This window comes from Streptosporangium sp. CA-115845 (genome assembly GCF_050943795.1).
Taxonomy (GTDB): Bacteria; Actinomycetota; Actinomycetes; order Streptosporangiales; family Streptosporangiaceae; genus Streptosporangium.
Genome location: NZ_CP191988.1, coordinates 1,736,434 through 1,752,067, shown reverse-complemented (window position 1 = coordinate 1,752,067; position 15,634 = coordinate 1,736,434). Strand labels below are relative to the sequence as shown.

At 70.5% G+C, this 15,634-nt stretch carries 10 protein-coding genes; 7 read left to right on the top strand and 3 right to left on the bottom strand.

Annotated features, from left to right (window positions below):
• Positions 1-10: 10 nt before the first annotated feature.
• The 5 genes from ACQP0P_RS10315 to ACQP0P_RS10295 all read left to right on the top strand — a co-directional run bounded on the left by ACQP0P_RS10315 (position 11) and on the right by ACQP0P_RS10295 (position 9,478).
• Entirely contained in the window at positions 11-2,122 is a 2,112-nt protein-coding gene (locus tag ACQP0P_RS10315) for an SPFH domain-containing protein (protein WP_433374076.1), read from the top strand.
• Positions 2,119-7,176, top strand: a complete 5,058-nt coding sequence (locus tag ACQP0P_RS10310; protein ID WP_433374073.1) for a DNA repair ATPase — start codon at positions 2,119-2,121, stop codon at positions 7,174-7,176. Before ACQP0P_RS10315 ends, ACQP0P_RS10310 begins: the two co-directional genes overlap by 4 nt.
• Positions 7,177-7,214: 38 nt before the next feature.
• Positions 7,215-8,195, top strand: a complete 981-nt coding sequence (locus tag ACQP0P_RS10305; protein WP_433374070.1) for a trypsin-like serine peptidase — start codon at positions 7,215-7,217, stop codon at positions 8,193-8,195.
• A 238-nt stretch (positions 8,196-8,433) separates the two neighbouring features.
• The gene (locus tag ACQP0P_RS10300) at positions 8,434-9,057 is read left to right on the top strand and encodes a hypothetical protein (protein ID WP_433374067.1); all 624 of its coding nucleotides are present in this window, start codon (positions 8,434-8,436) and stop codon (positions 9,055-9,057) included.
• Positions 9,058-9,115: 58 nt separating this feature from the next.
• The gene (locus ACQP0P_RS10295) at positions 9,116-9,478 is read left to right on the top strand and encodes a DUF488 domain-containing protein (RefSeq protein WP_433374065.1); all 363 of its coding nucleotides are present in this window, start codon (positions 9,116-9,118) and stop codon (positions 9,476-9,478) included.
• A gap of 126 nt (positions 9,479-9,604) precedes the next feature.
• On the opposite strand, the gene ACQP0P_RS10290 is transcribed toward ACQP0P_RS10295, so the two are convergent.
• Together ACQP0P_RS10290 and ACQP0P_RS10285 are read right to left on the bottom strand one after the other, a co-directional pair.
• The gene (locus ACQP0P_RS10290; RefSeq protein WP_433374062.1) at positions 9,605-10,714 is read right to left on the bottom strand and encodes a DNA alkylation repair protein; all 1,110 of its coding nucleotides are present in this window, start codon (positions 10,712-10,714) and stop codon (positions 9,605-9,607) included.
• A gap of 178 nt (positions 10,715-10,892) precedes the next feature.
• Complete coding sequence (locus ACQP0P_RS10285; RefSeq protein ID WP_433374059.1) at positions 10,893-11,498, bottom strand: helix-turn-helix domain-containing protein; 606 nt, start codon at positions 11,496-11,498, stop codon at positions 10,893-10,895.
• Between the two features lie 123 nt (positions 11,499-11,621).
• Between ACQP0P_RS10285 and ACQP0P_RS10280 the strand changes: the two genes are divergently transcribed.
• Positions 11,622-13,313: a methyltransferase domain-containing protein gene (locus ACQP0P_RS10280; RefSeq protein ID WP_433374056.1), complete on the top strand. Its 1,692-nt coding sequence runs from the start codon at positions 11,622-11,624 to the stop codon at positions 13,311-13,313.
• A 249-nt stretch (positions 13,314-13,562) separates the two neighbouring features.
• On the top strand, positions 13,563-14,393 hold the full coding sequence (locus ACQP0P_RS10275) for a phosphoribosylaminoimidazolesuccinocarboxamide synthase (protein ID WP_433374053.1): 831 nt from the start codon (positions 13,563-13,565) through the stop codon (positions 14,391-14,393).
• A 389-nt stretch (positions 14,394-14,782) separates the two neighbouring features.
• Here ACQP0P_RS10275 and ACQP0P_RS10270 read toward each other — a convergent pair whose 3' ends face one another.
• Positions 14,783-15,586 (bottom strand): PP2C family protein-serine/threonine phosphatase, encoded by an 804-nt coding sequence (locus ACQP0P_RS10270; protein ID WP_433374050.1) that lies wholly within the window; start codon positions 15,584-15,586, stop codon positions 14,783-14,785.
• Positions 15,587-15,634 lie beyond the last annotated feature (48 nt).

The following is a 15,634-nucleotide window of genomic DNA, read 5'->3' as shown; positions in this document are numbered from 1 at the left end:
AGGGACCATTTTGGACGTCATCTCCACCGGACTCGGCATCCTCCTCGCCGTCGTCCTCCTCGTCGTCGTCGGCCTGCTCATCATGATCAGCCGTCTGTTCAACAAGGTCGAGCAGGGCAAGGCCCTGATCATCTCGAAGATCAACAAGGTGGACGTCACCTTCACCGGGGCCATCGTGCTGCCCATCTTCCACAAGTCGGAGCTGATGGACATCTCGGTGAAGACCATCGAGATCGCCCGGACCGGCCGCGAGGGCCTGATCTGCCGCGACAACATCCGGGCCGACATCCGCATCACCTTCTTCGTCCGGGTCAACAAGACCGTCGAGGACGTGGTGAAGGTCGCCCAGGCCATCGGCACCGCCCGCGCGAGCGACCAGGAGACGCTGCAGGAGCTGTTCAGCGCCAAGTTCTCCGAGGCGCTCAAGACGGTCGGCAAGCAGCTCGACTTCGTGGACCTCTACACCCAGCGTGACCAGTTCCGCGACCAGATCATCCAGGTCATCGGCACCGACCTCAACGGCTACAGCCTTGAGGACGCGGCCATCGACTACCTGGAGCAGACCTCGCTGCTGTCCCTCGACCGGAACAACATCCTCGACGCGCAGGGCATCAGGAAGATCACCGAGCTGACCGCCATCGAGCACGTGCGGACCAACGAGTTCCAGCGTCGCGAGGAGAAGGAGATCACCCGCCAGAACGTGGACGCCCGGGAGGCCATCCTGGAACTTGAGCGCCGCCAGGCCGACGCGGAGATCAAGCAGAAGCGCGAGGTCGAGACCATGCGTGCCCGCGAGGAGGCGGAGACCGCCAAGGTCCAGGCCGAGGAGCGGCTCAAGGCGCACGCCGCGAATCTCCGTACCGACGAGCAGCTCGGCGTCCAGCAGGAGAATCAGGCCCGCGAGATCGCGGTGGCGGCGAAGAACCGCGAGCGGGTCCTCGCCATCGAGACCGAGCGGATCGAGAAGGACCGTCTGCTGGAGGTCATCGCCCGCGAGCGCGAGACCGAGCTGTCGCGCATCTCCAAGGACAAGGAGCTGGAGGGCGAGAAGCGCTCCATCGCCGAGGTGATCCGCGAGCGGATCGTGGTGGAGAAGACCGTCGCCGAGCAGGAGGAGAGCATCAAGCGCCTGCGGGTGGTCGAGGAGGCCGAGCGGACCCGCCAGGCCGTGATCATCCAGGCCGAGGCCGAGGCACAGGAGAACCTGGTCAAGGACATCAAGGCGGCCGAGGCCTCCGAGGCCGCGTCCAAGCACAAGGCGCGCGAGGCGCTGGTGCTGGCCGAGTCCCGGCAGCAGGCCGCCGAGCTCGACGCCCGCGCCAAGATCCGCCTCGCCGAGGGCGTCCAGGCCGAGATGGCCGCCGTCGGCCTGGCCGAGGTGCAGGTACGCGAGCGGGACGCCGCGGCGATCGAGAAGGTCGGCCGCGCCGAGGCCGCCGTCGAGCGGGAGAGGGCGCTGGCGGTCGCCGAGGGCGAGCAGGCCAAGGCGCACGCCGTGGCCACCGCGGTACGCGAGAAGCTCAAGGCCGAGGCCGAGGGCGAGCAGGCCATGGCACTGGCCGCCGCCGCGACGGTCGGCGAGAAGCTCAAGGCCGAGGCCGAGGGTCTCACCGAGAAGGCCGCGGCGATGGCCGCGCTCACCGACGCGACCCGCGCCCACGAGGAGTACCGCCTGCGGCTGGAGGCCGAGAAGGAGATCCGCCTCGCCGGGGTGAACGTGCAGCTCAAGATCGCCGAGGCACAGGCCTCCGTGGTCTCCACCGGCCTGTCCAAGGCCAACATCGACATCGTCGGCGGCGACAGCGTGTTCTTCGACAAGCTGATGAGCTCGATCACCATGGGCAAGGCGGTGGACGGCTTCATGGAGCACTCCGACGTCGCCCAGAGCCTGGCCGGGCCGTACCTGAACGGCTCGGCGAGCCTCCCCGCCGACCTGGGCAGGATCCTCGGCTCGATCGACACCGCCGACGTGCGGAACCTCTCGCTGTCCGCGCTGCTGGTGAAACTGATCAAGGACGGCGGCCCCGACGCCGACCGGCTCCGCGGCCTGCTGAGCGAGGCCCAGGCCGCGGCCACCACCACCGAGGCCCCGGTCGCCGCACTCAACTCCGCCGGCAAGTGACGTCCTCCACGGCGGAGGCCGTCACCGACGCCCCCGGCGCGGAGGGGGCCGGGCTGGACGCGGGCACCTACGAGGTGCTCCGCACCCGGCTGGCCGAACAGGCCGCCGAGCTGGCCAGCCGGTCCGACGCGCTCAACGCCGAACGCCTGGCGGTGTTCGGCGGAGCCGAGCTGCGCCTGATCGGCACCGAGCGGATACGCACCGAGAACAACTGCGTGCCGCGCGACATCGTCTCGGTCGGCGGGCTCATGCTCTTCGGCTACAACGTGTTCATCGGGCTGAAGCCGGAGACCGCCGTCGCGGACGTCTTCTCCATGCACACGTTCGTACGGGACACGGCGGACGCGTTCCGGTTCGACCCGGCGCCGATGTTCCGTGACCCGCGCTTCGAGCGGGACTTCGCCGAGCTCTACCGGTACTACCGGGAGACCCGGCTGCTCCAGCTCCGCCGGGTCGAGGGCAAGCTGCTGGCCGTCTTCCAGACCGGCCCGCAGGACACCCGGGTGCTGCGCTGGCAGGTCGGGGTGGACGGCACGCTCACCTACGTCGACGACCGGGGGGAGCGCGATCACACGTTCCCGCCCGCGCACGACTTCGAGTGGACCCCCGCCACCCGCGACGACCACGTGCTCGGCCGCCACCCGCACATCTCGATCCAGGGCGAGGTGTTCGTCGAGACCGTCGGCGGCGACCTCACCATCAAGATCGAGAACAACACCGAGTCCGGCGAGGGCATCTACCGCGAGCCCGTCACCGAGCCGCTGCAGAGCCTCGCCGACGCGGAGGTCCAGCACGCCAGGATCGGCCCGCTGATCCTGCTCCGGATCCGGCCGTACAAGGAGCCCGAGTGGCGTTACCTGGTCTTCAACACCCGGACCAAGGGCGTGGTCCGCCTCGACGGCATCGGGCAGGCCTGCCAGCGCCTGCCCGAGGACCAGGGAATCATCTTCCCCGGCGGCTACTACCTGTCCACCGGGGTCAGCAAGACCTTCGACACCGACGTGTCCGAGCTGGAGTTCGAGCGGGTCATCCGCTCCCCCAACGGCGAGGACGTGCTGTACGTCTTCCACGCCCGCGCCGAGGGGCGCTCGCTGCTGCTGCCGTACAACGTGATCCGCAAGCAGGTGGCGAATCCGCTCTCCTGCCACGGCTACTCGCTGTTCGACGACGGCACGCTGGTCGTCTTCAGGGCCACCTCCGAAGAGCCCACCCGCGTCCACCCGATGCAGGTCTGGCAGACCGCGTACCAGTCGGACCTCTACGCCGCCGGCCGTCCGGTCGGCACCGGCCCGCTGGAGCGGATCGGCAACGCGGAGCTGGTCCGGGGCATCTCCGACTGCCTCTCGGTGGCCAGGATGGTCGACGAGATGGCGCCGTCGATCCCGGTCTTCGAGGCGCTGATCGCCTCCTGCGTCCGGGTCTTCGACCACTACCACTGGCTGGGCGAACACGGGTTGCGCGGCCCGCTCGCCGACGTGCGGGCCACCGCCGAACAGGTGCTGGACGAGTTCGAGAACGTCCAGTCGCTCACCCGGCAGGCCGCCGAGGCGCTGGAGGCCACCGCCGCCGACATCACCGCGCTGGTACGGCGCGCGCGGAGCGAGGCGCCCAGGTCCGCCCAGGGCTGGGTGGACCGGCTCTCGCAGCTGCGCCAGTCGCAGGGGCACCTGGTGACCCTGCGCGAGCTGCGCCACGTCGACGTCACCAGGATCGACGCGCTCGACGCGGAGCTGGCGGCCGAGCTGGACAGCACCGCGCAGCGCGCCGCGGGCTTCCTGCGCGGCGACGACGCCTTCGCCGGCTACCACGCGGAGGTCGAGTCGCTGGTCTCCGAGGCGGGCGCCATCGCGACCGTGGCCGAGGCCGGGCCGATCGGCGAGCGGCTGGAGCGGCAGGCCCGGGGCCTGGAGATCGTGGTCGAGGTGGTCGGCACGCTCGACATCGCCGACGCCACCGTGCGGACCGCCATCCTGGAACGGGTCGGCGAGGTGCTCGGCGGCGTCAACCGCGCCCGCGCCACGCTGGACGCCCGGCGCGGGGAGCTGCTGGCCGGTGAGGGCAGGGCCGCCTTCGCCGCCGAGTACGCCCTGCTGGGGCAGGCGATCACCGGGGCGCTGGCGATGTCCGACACCCCCGAGCGCTGCGACGAGCAGCTGGGCCGGCTGATGCTCCAGCTGGAGAACCTGGAGTCGCGCTTCGCCGAGTTCGACGACTTCCTGGGGCAGCTGTCCTCGAAACGGGAGGACGTCTACGAGGCGTTCTCCTCGCGCCGCCAGGCGCTGCTCGACGAACGGGCCCGCCGCGCCGACCGGCTGGCCGACTCCGCGACCCGGATCCTGTCGAGCGTACGGCGCCGGCTGGCCGGGCTGAAGTCGCTGGACGAGGTCAACACCTACTTCGGGTCCGACCCGATGGTGCTCAAGCTCAAGAGCGTGGCCGGGGAGCTGCGCGCGCTGGGCGACCAGGTCCGCGCCGAGGAGCTCGAAGGCCGGGTCAAGTCCGCCCGCCAGGAGGCGGGCCGCGCCCTGCGCGACCGGCTCGACCTCTACACCGACGGCGGCGAGACCATCCGGCTCGGCCGCCACCTGTTCGCGGTCAACACCCAGCCGGCCGACCTGACCCTGGTCCCGCACGAAGGCCGGATGGCGTTCGCCGTCACCGGGACCGACTACCGTTCCCCGGTGCTTGACGCGGCCTTCGAGGAGACCCGGCCGTTCTGGAACCAGCTGACGGTCTCGGAGTCGCCGGAGGTCTACCGGGGCGAGCACCTGGCCGCCGCCATCCTGGCCGCCGCCGAGTCCGGCACCCTGACCCTGGGTGAGCGACAGGTCTCCCTGGACGCGCTGCACGAGGCGGCGGTGGCCGACGGGGAGCTGCTGGAGATCGTCCGCCGGGTGGCGGAGACCCGCTACGACGAGGGCTACGAGCGGGGCGTCCACGACCACGACGCCACCGCGATCCTGCAGGCGGCGCTCCGCCTGCACGCGGGCGCGGGCCTGCTCCGCTACCCGCCGGCGGCGCGGGCCGCCGCCCAGCTCTTCTGGACCTACGGCACCGACGAGGCCGCCCGCGCGACCTGGACCACCCGGGCGACGTCGCTGGCCCGGGCCCGGACCCTGTTCGGCCAGGTGGAGGCGGTACGGGAGACCCGTGCCGCCCTCGGCTCGGCGATCGCGTCCTTCGGCCGGAGCCTGCACACCGGCGGCCCGGCGGGCGCGCTCGCCCTGGCCGCCGCGAGCACGACCGGGGCGACCGGGACCCGCGCACCGGAAGACGAAGGCGTCTTCGAACTGGCCGGGGAGTATCTCTTCGAGGAACTGGCGGGCAAGCCGTTCGGGTTCGTGACGAGCGCGGGGGCACGGTCGCTGCTCGACCGGTTCGACCGGGCGCTCGGCCCCGCGCGCCAGGAGTTCGAGGACGATCTGCGAGCGCTCGGCGACGACCTCTCCGGGCGGCACCGCCTGGCTGAGGCATGGCTGTCCGCCTTTGACATCTCGACGCCGGCCTCCGACCTGAGCTCCGGGCTGGACTCGGCATCGGCCTCCGGGTCGGCCTCCGGGTCGGCGGAACTGGTGGAGGCGGTTGCCGTACTGCTCTGCGAGGTGGCGCGGCACGACTCGTCGGCGGCGCTGACCGCCACGGTCGAGGGGCTGCTCGGCGCGCACCCCCGGATCTCCGGGCGCGCGATCCGGTTGCGGCTGGACGAGTTCCTGGCCAGGACCCGGCACTTCCGCGACCACCGCGTCCCCGCGTACCGCGTCTACCAGAAGCGGCGCAACGAGTTGGTCGCGGCCGAGCGTGAGCGGCTGCGGCTTGAGGAGTTCCAGCCGAAGGTGATGACCGCCTTCGTCCGCAACCAGCTGCTCGACGAGGTCTACCTGCCGCTGATCGGCGACAACCTGGCCAAGCAGCTCGGCGCGGCCGGGGATGCCAAGCGGACCGACCAGATGGGCATGCTGCTGCTCATCTCCCCGCCCGGCTACGGCAAGACCACCCTGATGGAGTACGTGGCCAACCGGCTGGGGCTGATCTTCGTCAAGGTCAACGGCCCGGCCCTGGGCCACCTGGTGACCTCGGTGGACCCGGCGCAGGCGCCCGACGCGACGGCACGGCAGGAGATCGAGAAGATCTCCTTCGCGCTGGAGATGGGCAACAACGTGCTGCTCTACCTGGACGACATCCAGCACACCTCCCCGGAGCTGCTGCAGAAGTTCATCTCGCTCTGCGACGGCCAGCGCCGGATGGAGGGCGTCTGGGAAGGCCGGACCCGCACCTACGACCTGCGCGGCAAGCGCTTCGCGGTCTGCATGGCGGGCAACCCGTACACCGAGTCGGGCAAGCGCTTCCGCATCCCGGACATGCTCGCCAACCGCGCCGACGTGTGGAACCTCGGTGACGTGCTGTCCGGCCGGGACGAGCTGTTCGCGCTGAGCTACATCGACAACGCGCTGACCTCCAACCCGGTGCTGTCCCCGCTCTCCACCCGCGACCGCGACGACATCCGCCTGCTGGTACGGCTGGCGCGCGGCGACTCCGGGGTCCGGGCCGACCAGCTCTCCCACCCGTACTCCTCGGTGGAGCTGGAACAGGTCCTCGCGGTGCTGCGCAAGCTGCTCCGGGTCCAGAAGGTGGTGCTGGCCAACAACCAGGCGTACATCGCCTCGGCCGCCCGGTCGGACGCCTCCCGGACCGAGCCGCCCTACCAGCTCCAGGGCTCGTACCGGAACATGAACAAGCTCGCGGCCCGGGTCGTCCCGGTGATGAACGACGCCGAACTGGAGGCGGTGATCGACGATCACTACCTCGGCGAGGCCCAGACCCTCACCTCCGGCGCCGAGGCGAACCTGCTCAAACTCGCCGAACTACGCGGCACCCTGACCGCCGAGCAGGCCGCCCGATGGGCCGAGGTGAAGACCGCCTACCTGCGCTCCCAGGCCCTCGGCGGCGCCGAGGACGACCCGATGACCCGCGCGGTCGGCGCGGTCGGCCTCCTCGCCGACCGGGTCAGCACCGCCATCGAACACGCCGCCGACCGCCTCTCCCCCGAACCGTAAAACCCGCTCACGTAACCAAGGCGGGAAGGGCCGCAAAAGTGTCCCTTCCCGCCTTACCCGCGCAGGCCGGCACCGGTCCCGTTACGGTCTCCCTCACCTCCGGCACCACCCAGGCTCAGCAGGTGGCGAACTTCTGGCTCGGCGACTCCAGGAAAAACCTGCTCCAGGCCACGCCGTACGGGGTGCAGACCGTGATCTCCGGAAGGAGGCAGACCACCGCGGCGAAAACCCCGGCCGCGGAGCCCACGGCGGTGGAGCCGATGGGCCGCGCGCGGAGGGCCGCCGGGCTTTCGGAGAACGTCAACCTGCCCACCACCACGGGCAAGGTGTTCTTCGTCGGCGCGGACGGCCGGCCGCACTGGTGCAGCGGCACGTCGCTGAACTCGGCCCAGCGCAACCTGGTCCTCACCGCCGCGCACTGCGTGTACGACACCGCCGGCGACGCCACCACGCTGGCCAACTGGGCTTTCGTCCCCGGCTACACCGACGACGCGCTGCCGTGGGGCCTCTACGTGGGCAAGAGCGCCGTCGCTCACCACGCGTTCGCCGTCGTCTACAACGGCGTGTCCCAGCCGCCCACCGGCGGGCTGGCCGACACGGGCAGGCTCGGCGACAACGTCGGCGGACAGGGCATCGCCTGGAACCAGCAGCCCGGCCGCACGGTCAACATCTTTGGCTATCCCGCCGGATCCCACCCGGACAACACCGCGCCCTACACCGGCAAAACCCTAGAAAACTCTCAGGGCCTGACGTTCCCCTTCCAACCCATCGATTTCTACGCCGACAACCTCGTCGGGGCCACCTCCCCCTTCACCGACAAAGGCTCCCTCGGCTCGCCCTGGCTGATGTCGTACCGGCCGGACCGCGGCCTCGGTTACATCATCGGCGTCACCATGAGCGTCTCCGACATCGACCTCGACAACCGCTACGACACCGCCGTGTCCGCCACCTTCGACGGCGATGTGTCATCCGTCTACTCCAGCGCCACGCAGCTGTGGTCCGGATCCATAGCCGGTTAGCCGATTCGGCCGGCCACTCGGCCCCGGACCGTCACCGGTCCGGGGCCGAGTGGCATACGAGATCAGCCGTTGGCGTTCCCACCGACCAAACAGTGCCAAGGTCAGCCTCTACGGATCCCTTGCCGTGCAGAAGATCTACTCAGATAGGCCCTCCGACCACCGGTTGTAGCCGGTTCCAAGCCGCCTCCAAGCCGGCTGGACGATCGTCGGCCAGGTCGGCAATGAGAGGAGACCCCCAATGGACAGAAAGCGTCCGGCCATCGCGCTCATGGCCATGCTCATCGCGCTCAGCGGCACACAAACGCTCACCACCGGTACCGCGTTCGCCATGCCCCCGGTGGAACCGCCGTGCGGTGACTGCGGTGAGAACCCCGGCGGCGGAGGCGGAGGCGGGAGCACGACGCCCCCTCCGGGGACCTCGATGGTCCGGGTCGCCCTGGACACGATCATCCCGTGGCGGACGCAGGAGGGCGGTGACGGTGATGAGATCTTCGTCAAGATCATCGGACCTTGGCCGACGGCGTCCGCCAACCAGACCGTGCGCGCCTGGCCGAGCGGCGGGTCGGTCATGCCGGTCCAGGCGAACTCCTGCTACAGCCCCGACCAGGTTCCGTGCCCGCCGGGTAGCACCATCTACCCGGACTGGGCGACTCCCTCCTCGATCAAGCCCTCGTTCGTCGCCCAGGGGGGCCAGGCCGTCATCGAGATCTGGGAGGAGGACGCCCTGGCCCCGGATGACCTCATCTTCCGCCAGACCGTCAAGCTCGACCCGCTGACCGGCAACATCCGCCACCACCTGCGGCAGGTCTCCGGCAGCGACGGCCCCGACTACGAGGTCAGCGTCACGCTGTCGCCCGGCTGATCGACAGACCGGCTCCACCCGGTGGCTGCCATTACCGCCATCTGGGAATGACCACGGCATGGCTACCGAACCAAAGGTACGAGTGCGCCGGGTCTACGAGGAGCCGGAGGCCTCCGATGGTGTCCGGGTGCTGGTCGATCGGATCTGGCCGCGCGGGCTGTCCAAGGAGAAGGCGCATCTGGACGAGTGGTGCAAGGCGGTGGCGCCCTCGACCGAGCTGCGCACGTGGTACGGCCACGATCCGGCTCGGTTCGAGGAGTTCGGCCGCCGCTACCGGGCCGAGCTGAAGGATCCCGAGCGGGCCACCGCGCTGGAGCACCTGCGGGAGCTGGCGAGGCGGCGAACGGTGACGCTCCTGACCGCGACCAGGCAGGCCGACATCAGCGAGGCCGTGGTCCTCGCCGACCTGCTGCGAGGCTGAGTGCGGTGTCCCAGTTGAGCTTGGCGCGGAGAGGGTCGCACCGCCATCGAACACACCGTCGGCCGCCTCTCCCCCGAACCGTGAAGCCCGGTCACCGGACCGGCAACGCCTTACCTCCGTGACCTGTCAGCCAGGAGCGAGCAGGGTGAAGTCGGTGCGGCCGGAGGCGACTCCGTTGACCTGGAGTTCGACCGCGTGTGTGCCGGGGTGGTAGCGCCTGGTGGTGATCTCGCGGAACGAGTGGTCGCGCGAGAGATCGACGGTCTCGCCGGGGGCGAGGGTCCTGGTGGTGAGTTTGAAGGTCTTGCCGCTCTGGCTCCCGTTCGCCTTCCTGTGGTGGACGATGTAGTCGATCGCGAGCCGCGCCGGCTCCGGTCCGGGGTTGGTGACGGAGACGGCGAACCTGAGCGTGCCACCGAACGGCACGGTGGTGCCGGCGAGCTTCGGACCCACGATCTCGACGACCGTGCCCGGAGTGAACCCCATCAGTTCCAGTGCGCCGGGGTGGCCTTTCTTGATCAGCGTCCGCAGCCCGTGCCGAACGAGTCTCCGCGTGTTGCCGTCCGGGTCGGCCAGCCAGGTGGCGGCGGTCTCGACCACCAGGTCGGGCCGCTCCCTGCTGAGGTCGTTGAGATGGTTGGCGACCGAGCGTCGTACGTACTCGCTCTCGTCCCGATACAGGGCGCTGATGATCGGCACGGTCGAGTGAGGGTTCGCGAGGATGGCCGGAACCCGCTTGGCCCAGGGCAGGAAGGCCCGGGTCCCCTCGGTCGCGAGGCGGCGGACGTGCTCATTGGGATGAACGGTCCAGCCGATGATCCGTGCCATCGCGCGGTCGAGATCGTGTGCGAGCAGCAGGCGGATGGCGAACTCGGAGGTCAGGCGTGGAGTGAGCTCCGCGAGCGCGTCAAGGGCGTCGTCAAACGCCTCGCCGCTCCCGTCCTCGATCGCCTTGGTGGCGACGGCATCGCTCACCGGCCAGATCAGCCAGCCGCTGAAGGGATGCTCCCCGTTCAGCGCGGCCCGGACGGTGCCCGCGAAGGACCCGTAGTCTCCGGGCAGGTCCCGCAGCAGGGCGTCCCGCAGCAGGTCGGCACGCTCGCGCAGGGACAGCGAGCCGAGTTCGGAGGGCGCCGCTCGAAGTGCCGCGAGCCGGGTATCCGGCGCGACCGCCCCGATCGCCTGGGCCAGTGTGCGGGCGGTGTCGGGTCCGATGAGCTCGTCGGCGAAGGGCACGCGTGTTCTCCGATAGGACGTCGCGATGGGTTGCGGAGGCCCCTCCTGCTCATCGTGCGGCCTGGCACGCGACAGGAGAGACCAGGTCTTCCAGGGGGCGGCGCGCCCGGGAACCGCCCCGGCCGAGAGGCCGCATGACGGCACGGCCGTCTTCGGAGCGGGCGCGACGCTGGGCGGCTCATCTGCTGGAGGGGCGGGCGCGGACGTGCAGGCGTTCGCCCTGGGGGCCGAACAGGCTGAGTGCCTCGGCGGGTTCCGGGCCGGGGTTGCTGAAGGCGTGCGGGATGTGGGTGTCGAACTCCGCCACCTCTCCGGGCATCAGGACGATCTCCTTCTCGCCGAGCGACAGGCGCAGCCGCCCGGACAGCACGTAGAGCCACTCGTAGCCCTCGTGGACCCGCTGTTCCGGCCCGCAGGCGGGCCGGCTCGCCGGAATGATCATCTTATACGCCTGGAGCCCGCCGGGCCGGCGGGTCAGCGGGATGAACGTCATGCCGTTGTGGGTGATCGGGCGCTGGTGGACGCGCGGGTCGCCGGTCTCCGGCGCGCCGACGAGCTCGTCCAGGGGAAGCTGGTGGGCTCGGGCCAGCAGGAGCAGGAGTTCCAGGGTGGGACGGCGCTGTCCGGACTCCAGGCGGGACAGGGTGCTGACCGAGATCCCGGTGGCCTCGGAGAGTTGCGCCAGGGTCGCGTCGCGCTGCCGGCGCAGTGCCCGCAGGCGCGGGCCTACCGCGTCGAGTGCCCTGTCGAGGGCTTCGTCTGGGGTGAGAACGTCGTCGTTCATGCCACCTATTTGCCATCCCGGCAAAGGAATTTGTCAAATCTGCCGCCAGGCGCGGATAGTTCAGCGACGAGACGGCCGCCGTGATCCCACTCCGGCCGTACGACGAGCGGAGGAGAGCACGCGGTGGAGGAGAAGTACGACGTGGTGGTCGTCGGTGGCGGTGCGGCCGGGCTCAGCGGGGCCCTGACCCTGAGCCGGGCACGCCGCTCGGTGCTGGTGGTCGACGCCGGCGCCCCGCGCAACGCCCCTGCCGGGCATGTGCACAACTACCTGGGCCGCGAGGGTACGCCTCCCGGCGAGCTGCTGGCCGTCGGCCGCGCCGAGGTGATCGGCTACGGCGGTGAGATCGTGACCGGCACCGTCACCTCGGCCCATCGCCTGGAGGACGGCGAGGGCTTTCGCGTACTGCTCGCCGACGGCCGGGAGGTTCGGGCCCGGCGACTGCTGGTGGCCACCGGCCTGGTGGACGAGCTGCCCGACGTTCCCGGACTGGCCGAGCGGTGGGGGCGCGACGTCCTGCACTGCCCGTACTGTCACGGCTGGGAGGTCCGGGACCAGGCGATCGGCGTGCTGGCCGACGGGCCGATGGCCGCGCACCAGGCCCTGCTGTTCCGGCAGTGGAGCGAGCGGGTGACCCTGTTCCTGCACACCGCCCCCAAACCCACCTATGAGGAGTACGAGCAGCTGGCCGCCCGGGGCGTCACCCTCGTGGAGGGCGAGGTCGCCGCCCTGGAGACGAGTGGCGACCGGCTCGGTGGCGTCCGGATGCGCTCGGGAGAGCTCGTCCCCTGCCAGGCCGTGGTGGTCGCGCCGCGCTTCACCGCCCGGGCCGACGCGCTCGCCTCCCTCGGGCTGGAGCCGGTCGAACAGCTGGTCGGCGGCCACGTCATCGGCAGCTACCTGCCCGCCGATCCCACCGGGGCCACCTCGGTGCCCGGGGTGTGGGTGGCCGGCAACGTCGCGGACCTGCGCGCCCAGGTGATCGTCTCCGCCGCCTCGGCACTGAACACCGCCGCGGCCATCAACGCCGACCTCATCGCCGAGGACACCCGCCACGCGGTCGCCGCCCATCGCGGCGGGCCCGAGCCCCGCTCCGACCGCGCCGAGCGGGTGCCCGGCGACCACCGCCACGGCCCCGCGACGCAGCCGGCTGCTCACCGGCACGCCGATCACGACGCCTCGACCGGGGACATGTTCGACGAGCAGGCGTGGGAGCAGCGCTACCGCTCCCGCGACGCGGTCTGGAGCGGCCGGCCCAATCCCCCGCTCGTGGCCGAGACCGTCGACCTGCCCCCCGGCACGGCGCTCGACGTCGGTTGCGGCGAGGGGGCCGACGCCCTCTGGCTGGCCGAACGTGGCTGGCGGGTCACCGCGGTGGACTTCTCCACCGTCGCCCTGCGGCGCGGTGCCGACCGCGCCGACACCCTCGGCGCCGAGGTGGCCGGGCGGCTCGACTGGGTGCACGCCGACCTGACCGCCTGGACACCCGAGCCGGACTCCTTCGACCTGGTAACCGCCCACTTCATGCACCTGCCGGGGCCCCAGCGTGAGGCGCTGTTCGCCCGGCTGGCCGCCTCGGTGGCCCCCGGCGGAACCCTGCTCATCGTCGGTCATCACATGCTGGACCTGGAGACCACGATGCCCCGCGCCCCGATCCCCGACATGTTCTTCACCGCCGAGGAGGTCGCGCACTCCCTCGACGCCGACCGCTGGGACATCCTCGTCACCGACACCAGACCGCGTCCCGCAGCCGACCCCGAAGGCAACGAGGTCATCATCCACGACGCCGTCCTGCGAGCCCGCAGGTACCGGTGACGACACTGGTCAACGGTGACATCGCCCTTACCTCGACCCCACCGAAGGACGGGAGCGGTGCCCGCGCGCAGGTCGTCCGGCGCCGGCCCGAGTTCGTCCCTCCCACTCGCTGAACCGCCCGCCGCGAGACGACGAGGCCTGGACGCCGAGCCGGTGCATCCGGCAGGGCGGGCGCAGCACGTCGCCGGATGTCGAATACGGTGAGCAGGTGTCGGTCAGCGACCGGGTCGAGCGAGAGCAAGGAAAGTAGTGAAGCTTCTTCATTCAGGGAAGGTCCGCGACGTCTACGAGGACCGCGGGGACATCATCCTCGTGGCGTCCGACCGGGTGTCGGTATACGACGTGATCCTGCCCACGCCCATCCCCGACAAGGGGAGGATCCTCACGCAGCTCTCGCTCTGGTGGTTCGAGCAACTCGCCGACATCGTGCCCAACCACGTGATCTCGGCGACCGACGTACCCGCCGAGTTCGCGGGCCGTGCGGTGCGGTGCAGGAAGCTGAGGATGGCGAAGGTCGAGTGCGTCGCGCGCGGCTACCTGACCGGCGGCGGGCTGAAGGAGTACCAGGCGCACGGGTCGGTCTCGGGCGTGCCGCTGCCGCCCGGCCTGCTGGACGGCTCCAAGCTCCCCGAGCCGATCTTCACCCCGTCCACCAAGGCACCGCTCGGGCAGCACGACGAGCCCATCTCCTTCGACGAGGTGGTCGCCCTGGAGGGTACCGAGGTCGCCGAGGAGTTCCGGCGGATCACGCTGGAGATCTACCTGCGAGGCTCCGAACTCGCCGCGGAGCGGGGCGTCATCATCGCCGACACCAAGATCGAGCTGGGCTGGGACTCCGAGGGCACGCTCGTGCTCGGCGACGAGGTGCTGACCTCCGACTCCTCCCGCTTCTGGCCCGCCGACCGGTGGGAGCCCGGCCACCCGCAGTTCTCCTTCGACAAGCAGTACGTGCGTGACTGGGCGACCAGCACGGGCTGGGACAAGAAGGAACCCGCCCCGGAGGTCCCCGCCGAGGTCGTGGAGGTCACCCGAGCGCGCTACATCGAGGCATACGAACGCATCACCGGCAGAACCTGGTAAGAACCCGACGCCCTGCTCCAACGAGGTCCCACCCAGGCCATGAAGGTCACCCGAGCGCGCTACATCAAGGCATACGAACGCATCACCGGCAGAACCTGGTAAGAACCCGACGCCCTGCTCCAACGAGGTCCCACCCAGGCCATGAAGGTCACCCGAGCGCGCTACATCAAGGCATACGAACGCATCACCGGCAGAACCTGGTAAGAACCCGACGCCCTGCTCCAACGAGGTCCCACCCAGGCCATGAAGGTCACCCGAGCGCGCTACATCAAGGCATACGAACGCATCACCGGCAGAACCTGGTAGGACACCTGGAGATTCCCGCCAAGGCCGTGGAGGCCACCCGGGCACGCCGGTGCTTCCCCGACGTTCGGGGAGGCGGCGGGTCCCTACAGGGAGAGTTTCCGCTCGACCGCGGCGCCCACGATGGTCGGTTCCACCGGGGCGGAACCGGCGGGCGCCCCGAAGTCGGCCACGATGCAGGTGATGTTGTCGGGGCCGCCGCCCCGGTTGGCGAGGTCGATGAGCCAGCGGGCCGCCTCGTCGGGGTCGGAGATCTCGGTCAGCGTGTTGAACAGGGTCTCGGGACCGACCACGGCGGTCAGGCCGTCGGAGCAGAGCAGGTAGCGGTCCTCCGGGTAGGCCTCGCGCAGTGACAGGTCCAGCTCACCGTCGCCGGTGCCCTCAAGGACCCGCAGCACCATTGACCGGCGCGGGTGCTCGGCGGCCTGCTCAGGGGTGATCCGCCCCTCGTCCACCAGCGACTGGACCAGGGTGTGGTCATGGGTGATCTGGTAGAGGGCGCCGTCGCGCAGCATGTAGGCCCGGGAGTCTCCGACATGGGCCAGGGCGAAGGTGGCGCCGTCCCAGAGCATCGCGGTCAGGGTGGTGCCCATGCCACGGAGCGTGGGGTCCTGCTCGCTCATGTCGCGCAGTGTGTGGTTGACGTCCCTGGCTGCGCCCTTGAGCGCGGCGAGCAGGTCGACACCGCCGGTGGGAAGGGTGTCGTCCAGCGCCGCCATGGCGGTGACGGCAAGTGAGCTGGCGACCTCTCCACCCGCATGACCACCCATGCCGTCCGCTATGGCGAGCAGGCGCGCGCTCGCGTAGCCCGAATCCTCGTTCGCCTCACGGCGGACCCCCACGTCGGAGCGGGCCGCGTAGCGCAGTGCCAGTGGTTGGTTCAGTGCCATGAAGGCAGTAAATCATTGGTTGAAGCACTTCACAAGCAAAGACGTTGT

What these genes read in the sequence shown, in the direction of transcription:
- ACQP0P_RS10285 (WP_433374059.1), bottom strand. Translation starts at nt 11,498, where the DNA reads ATGAACGACGACGTTCTCACCCCAGACGAAGCCCTCGACAGGGCACTC.
- ACQP0P_RS10270 (WP_433374050.1), bottom strand. Translation starts at nt 15,586, where the DNA reads ATGGCACTGAACCAACCACTGGCACTGCGCTACGCGGCCCGCTCCGAC.
- ACQP0P_RS10300 (WP_433374067.1), top strand. Translation starts at nt 8,434, where the DNA reads ATGGACAGAAAGCGTCCGGCCATCGCGCTCATGGCCATGCTCATCGCG.
- ACQP0P_RS10295 (WP_433374065.1), top strand. Translation starts at nt 9,116, where the DNA reads ATGGCTACCGAACCAAAGGTACGAGTGCGCCGGGTCTACGAGGAGCCG.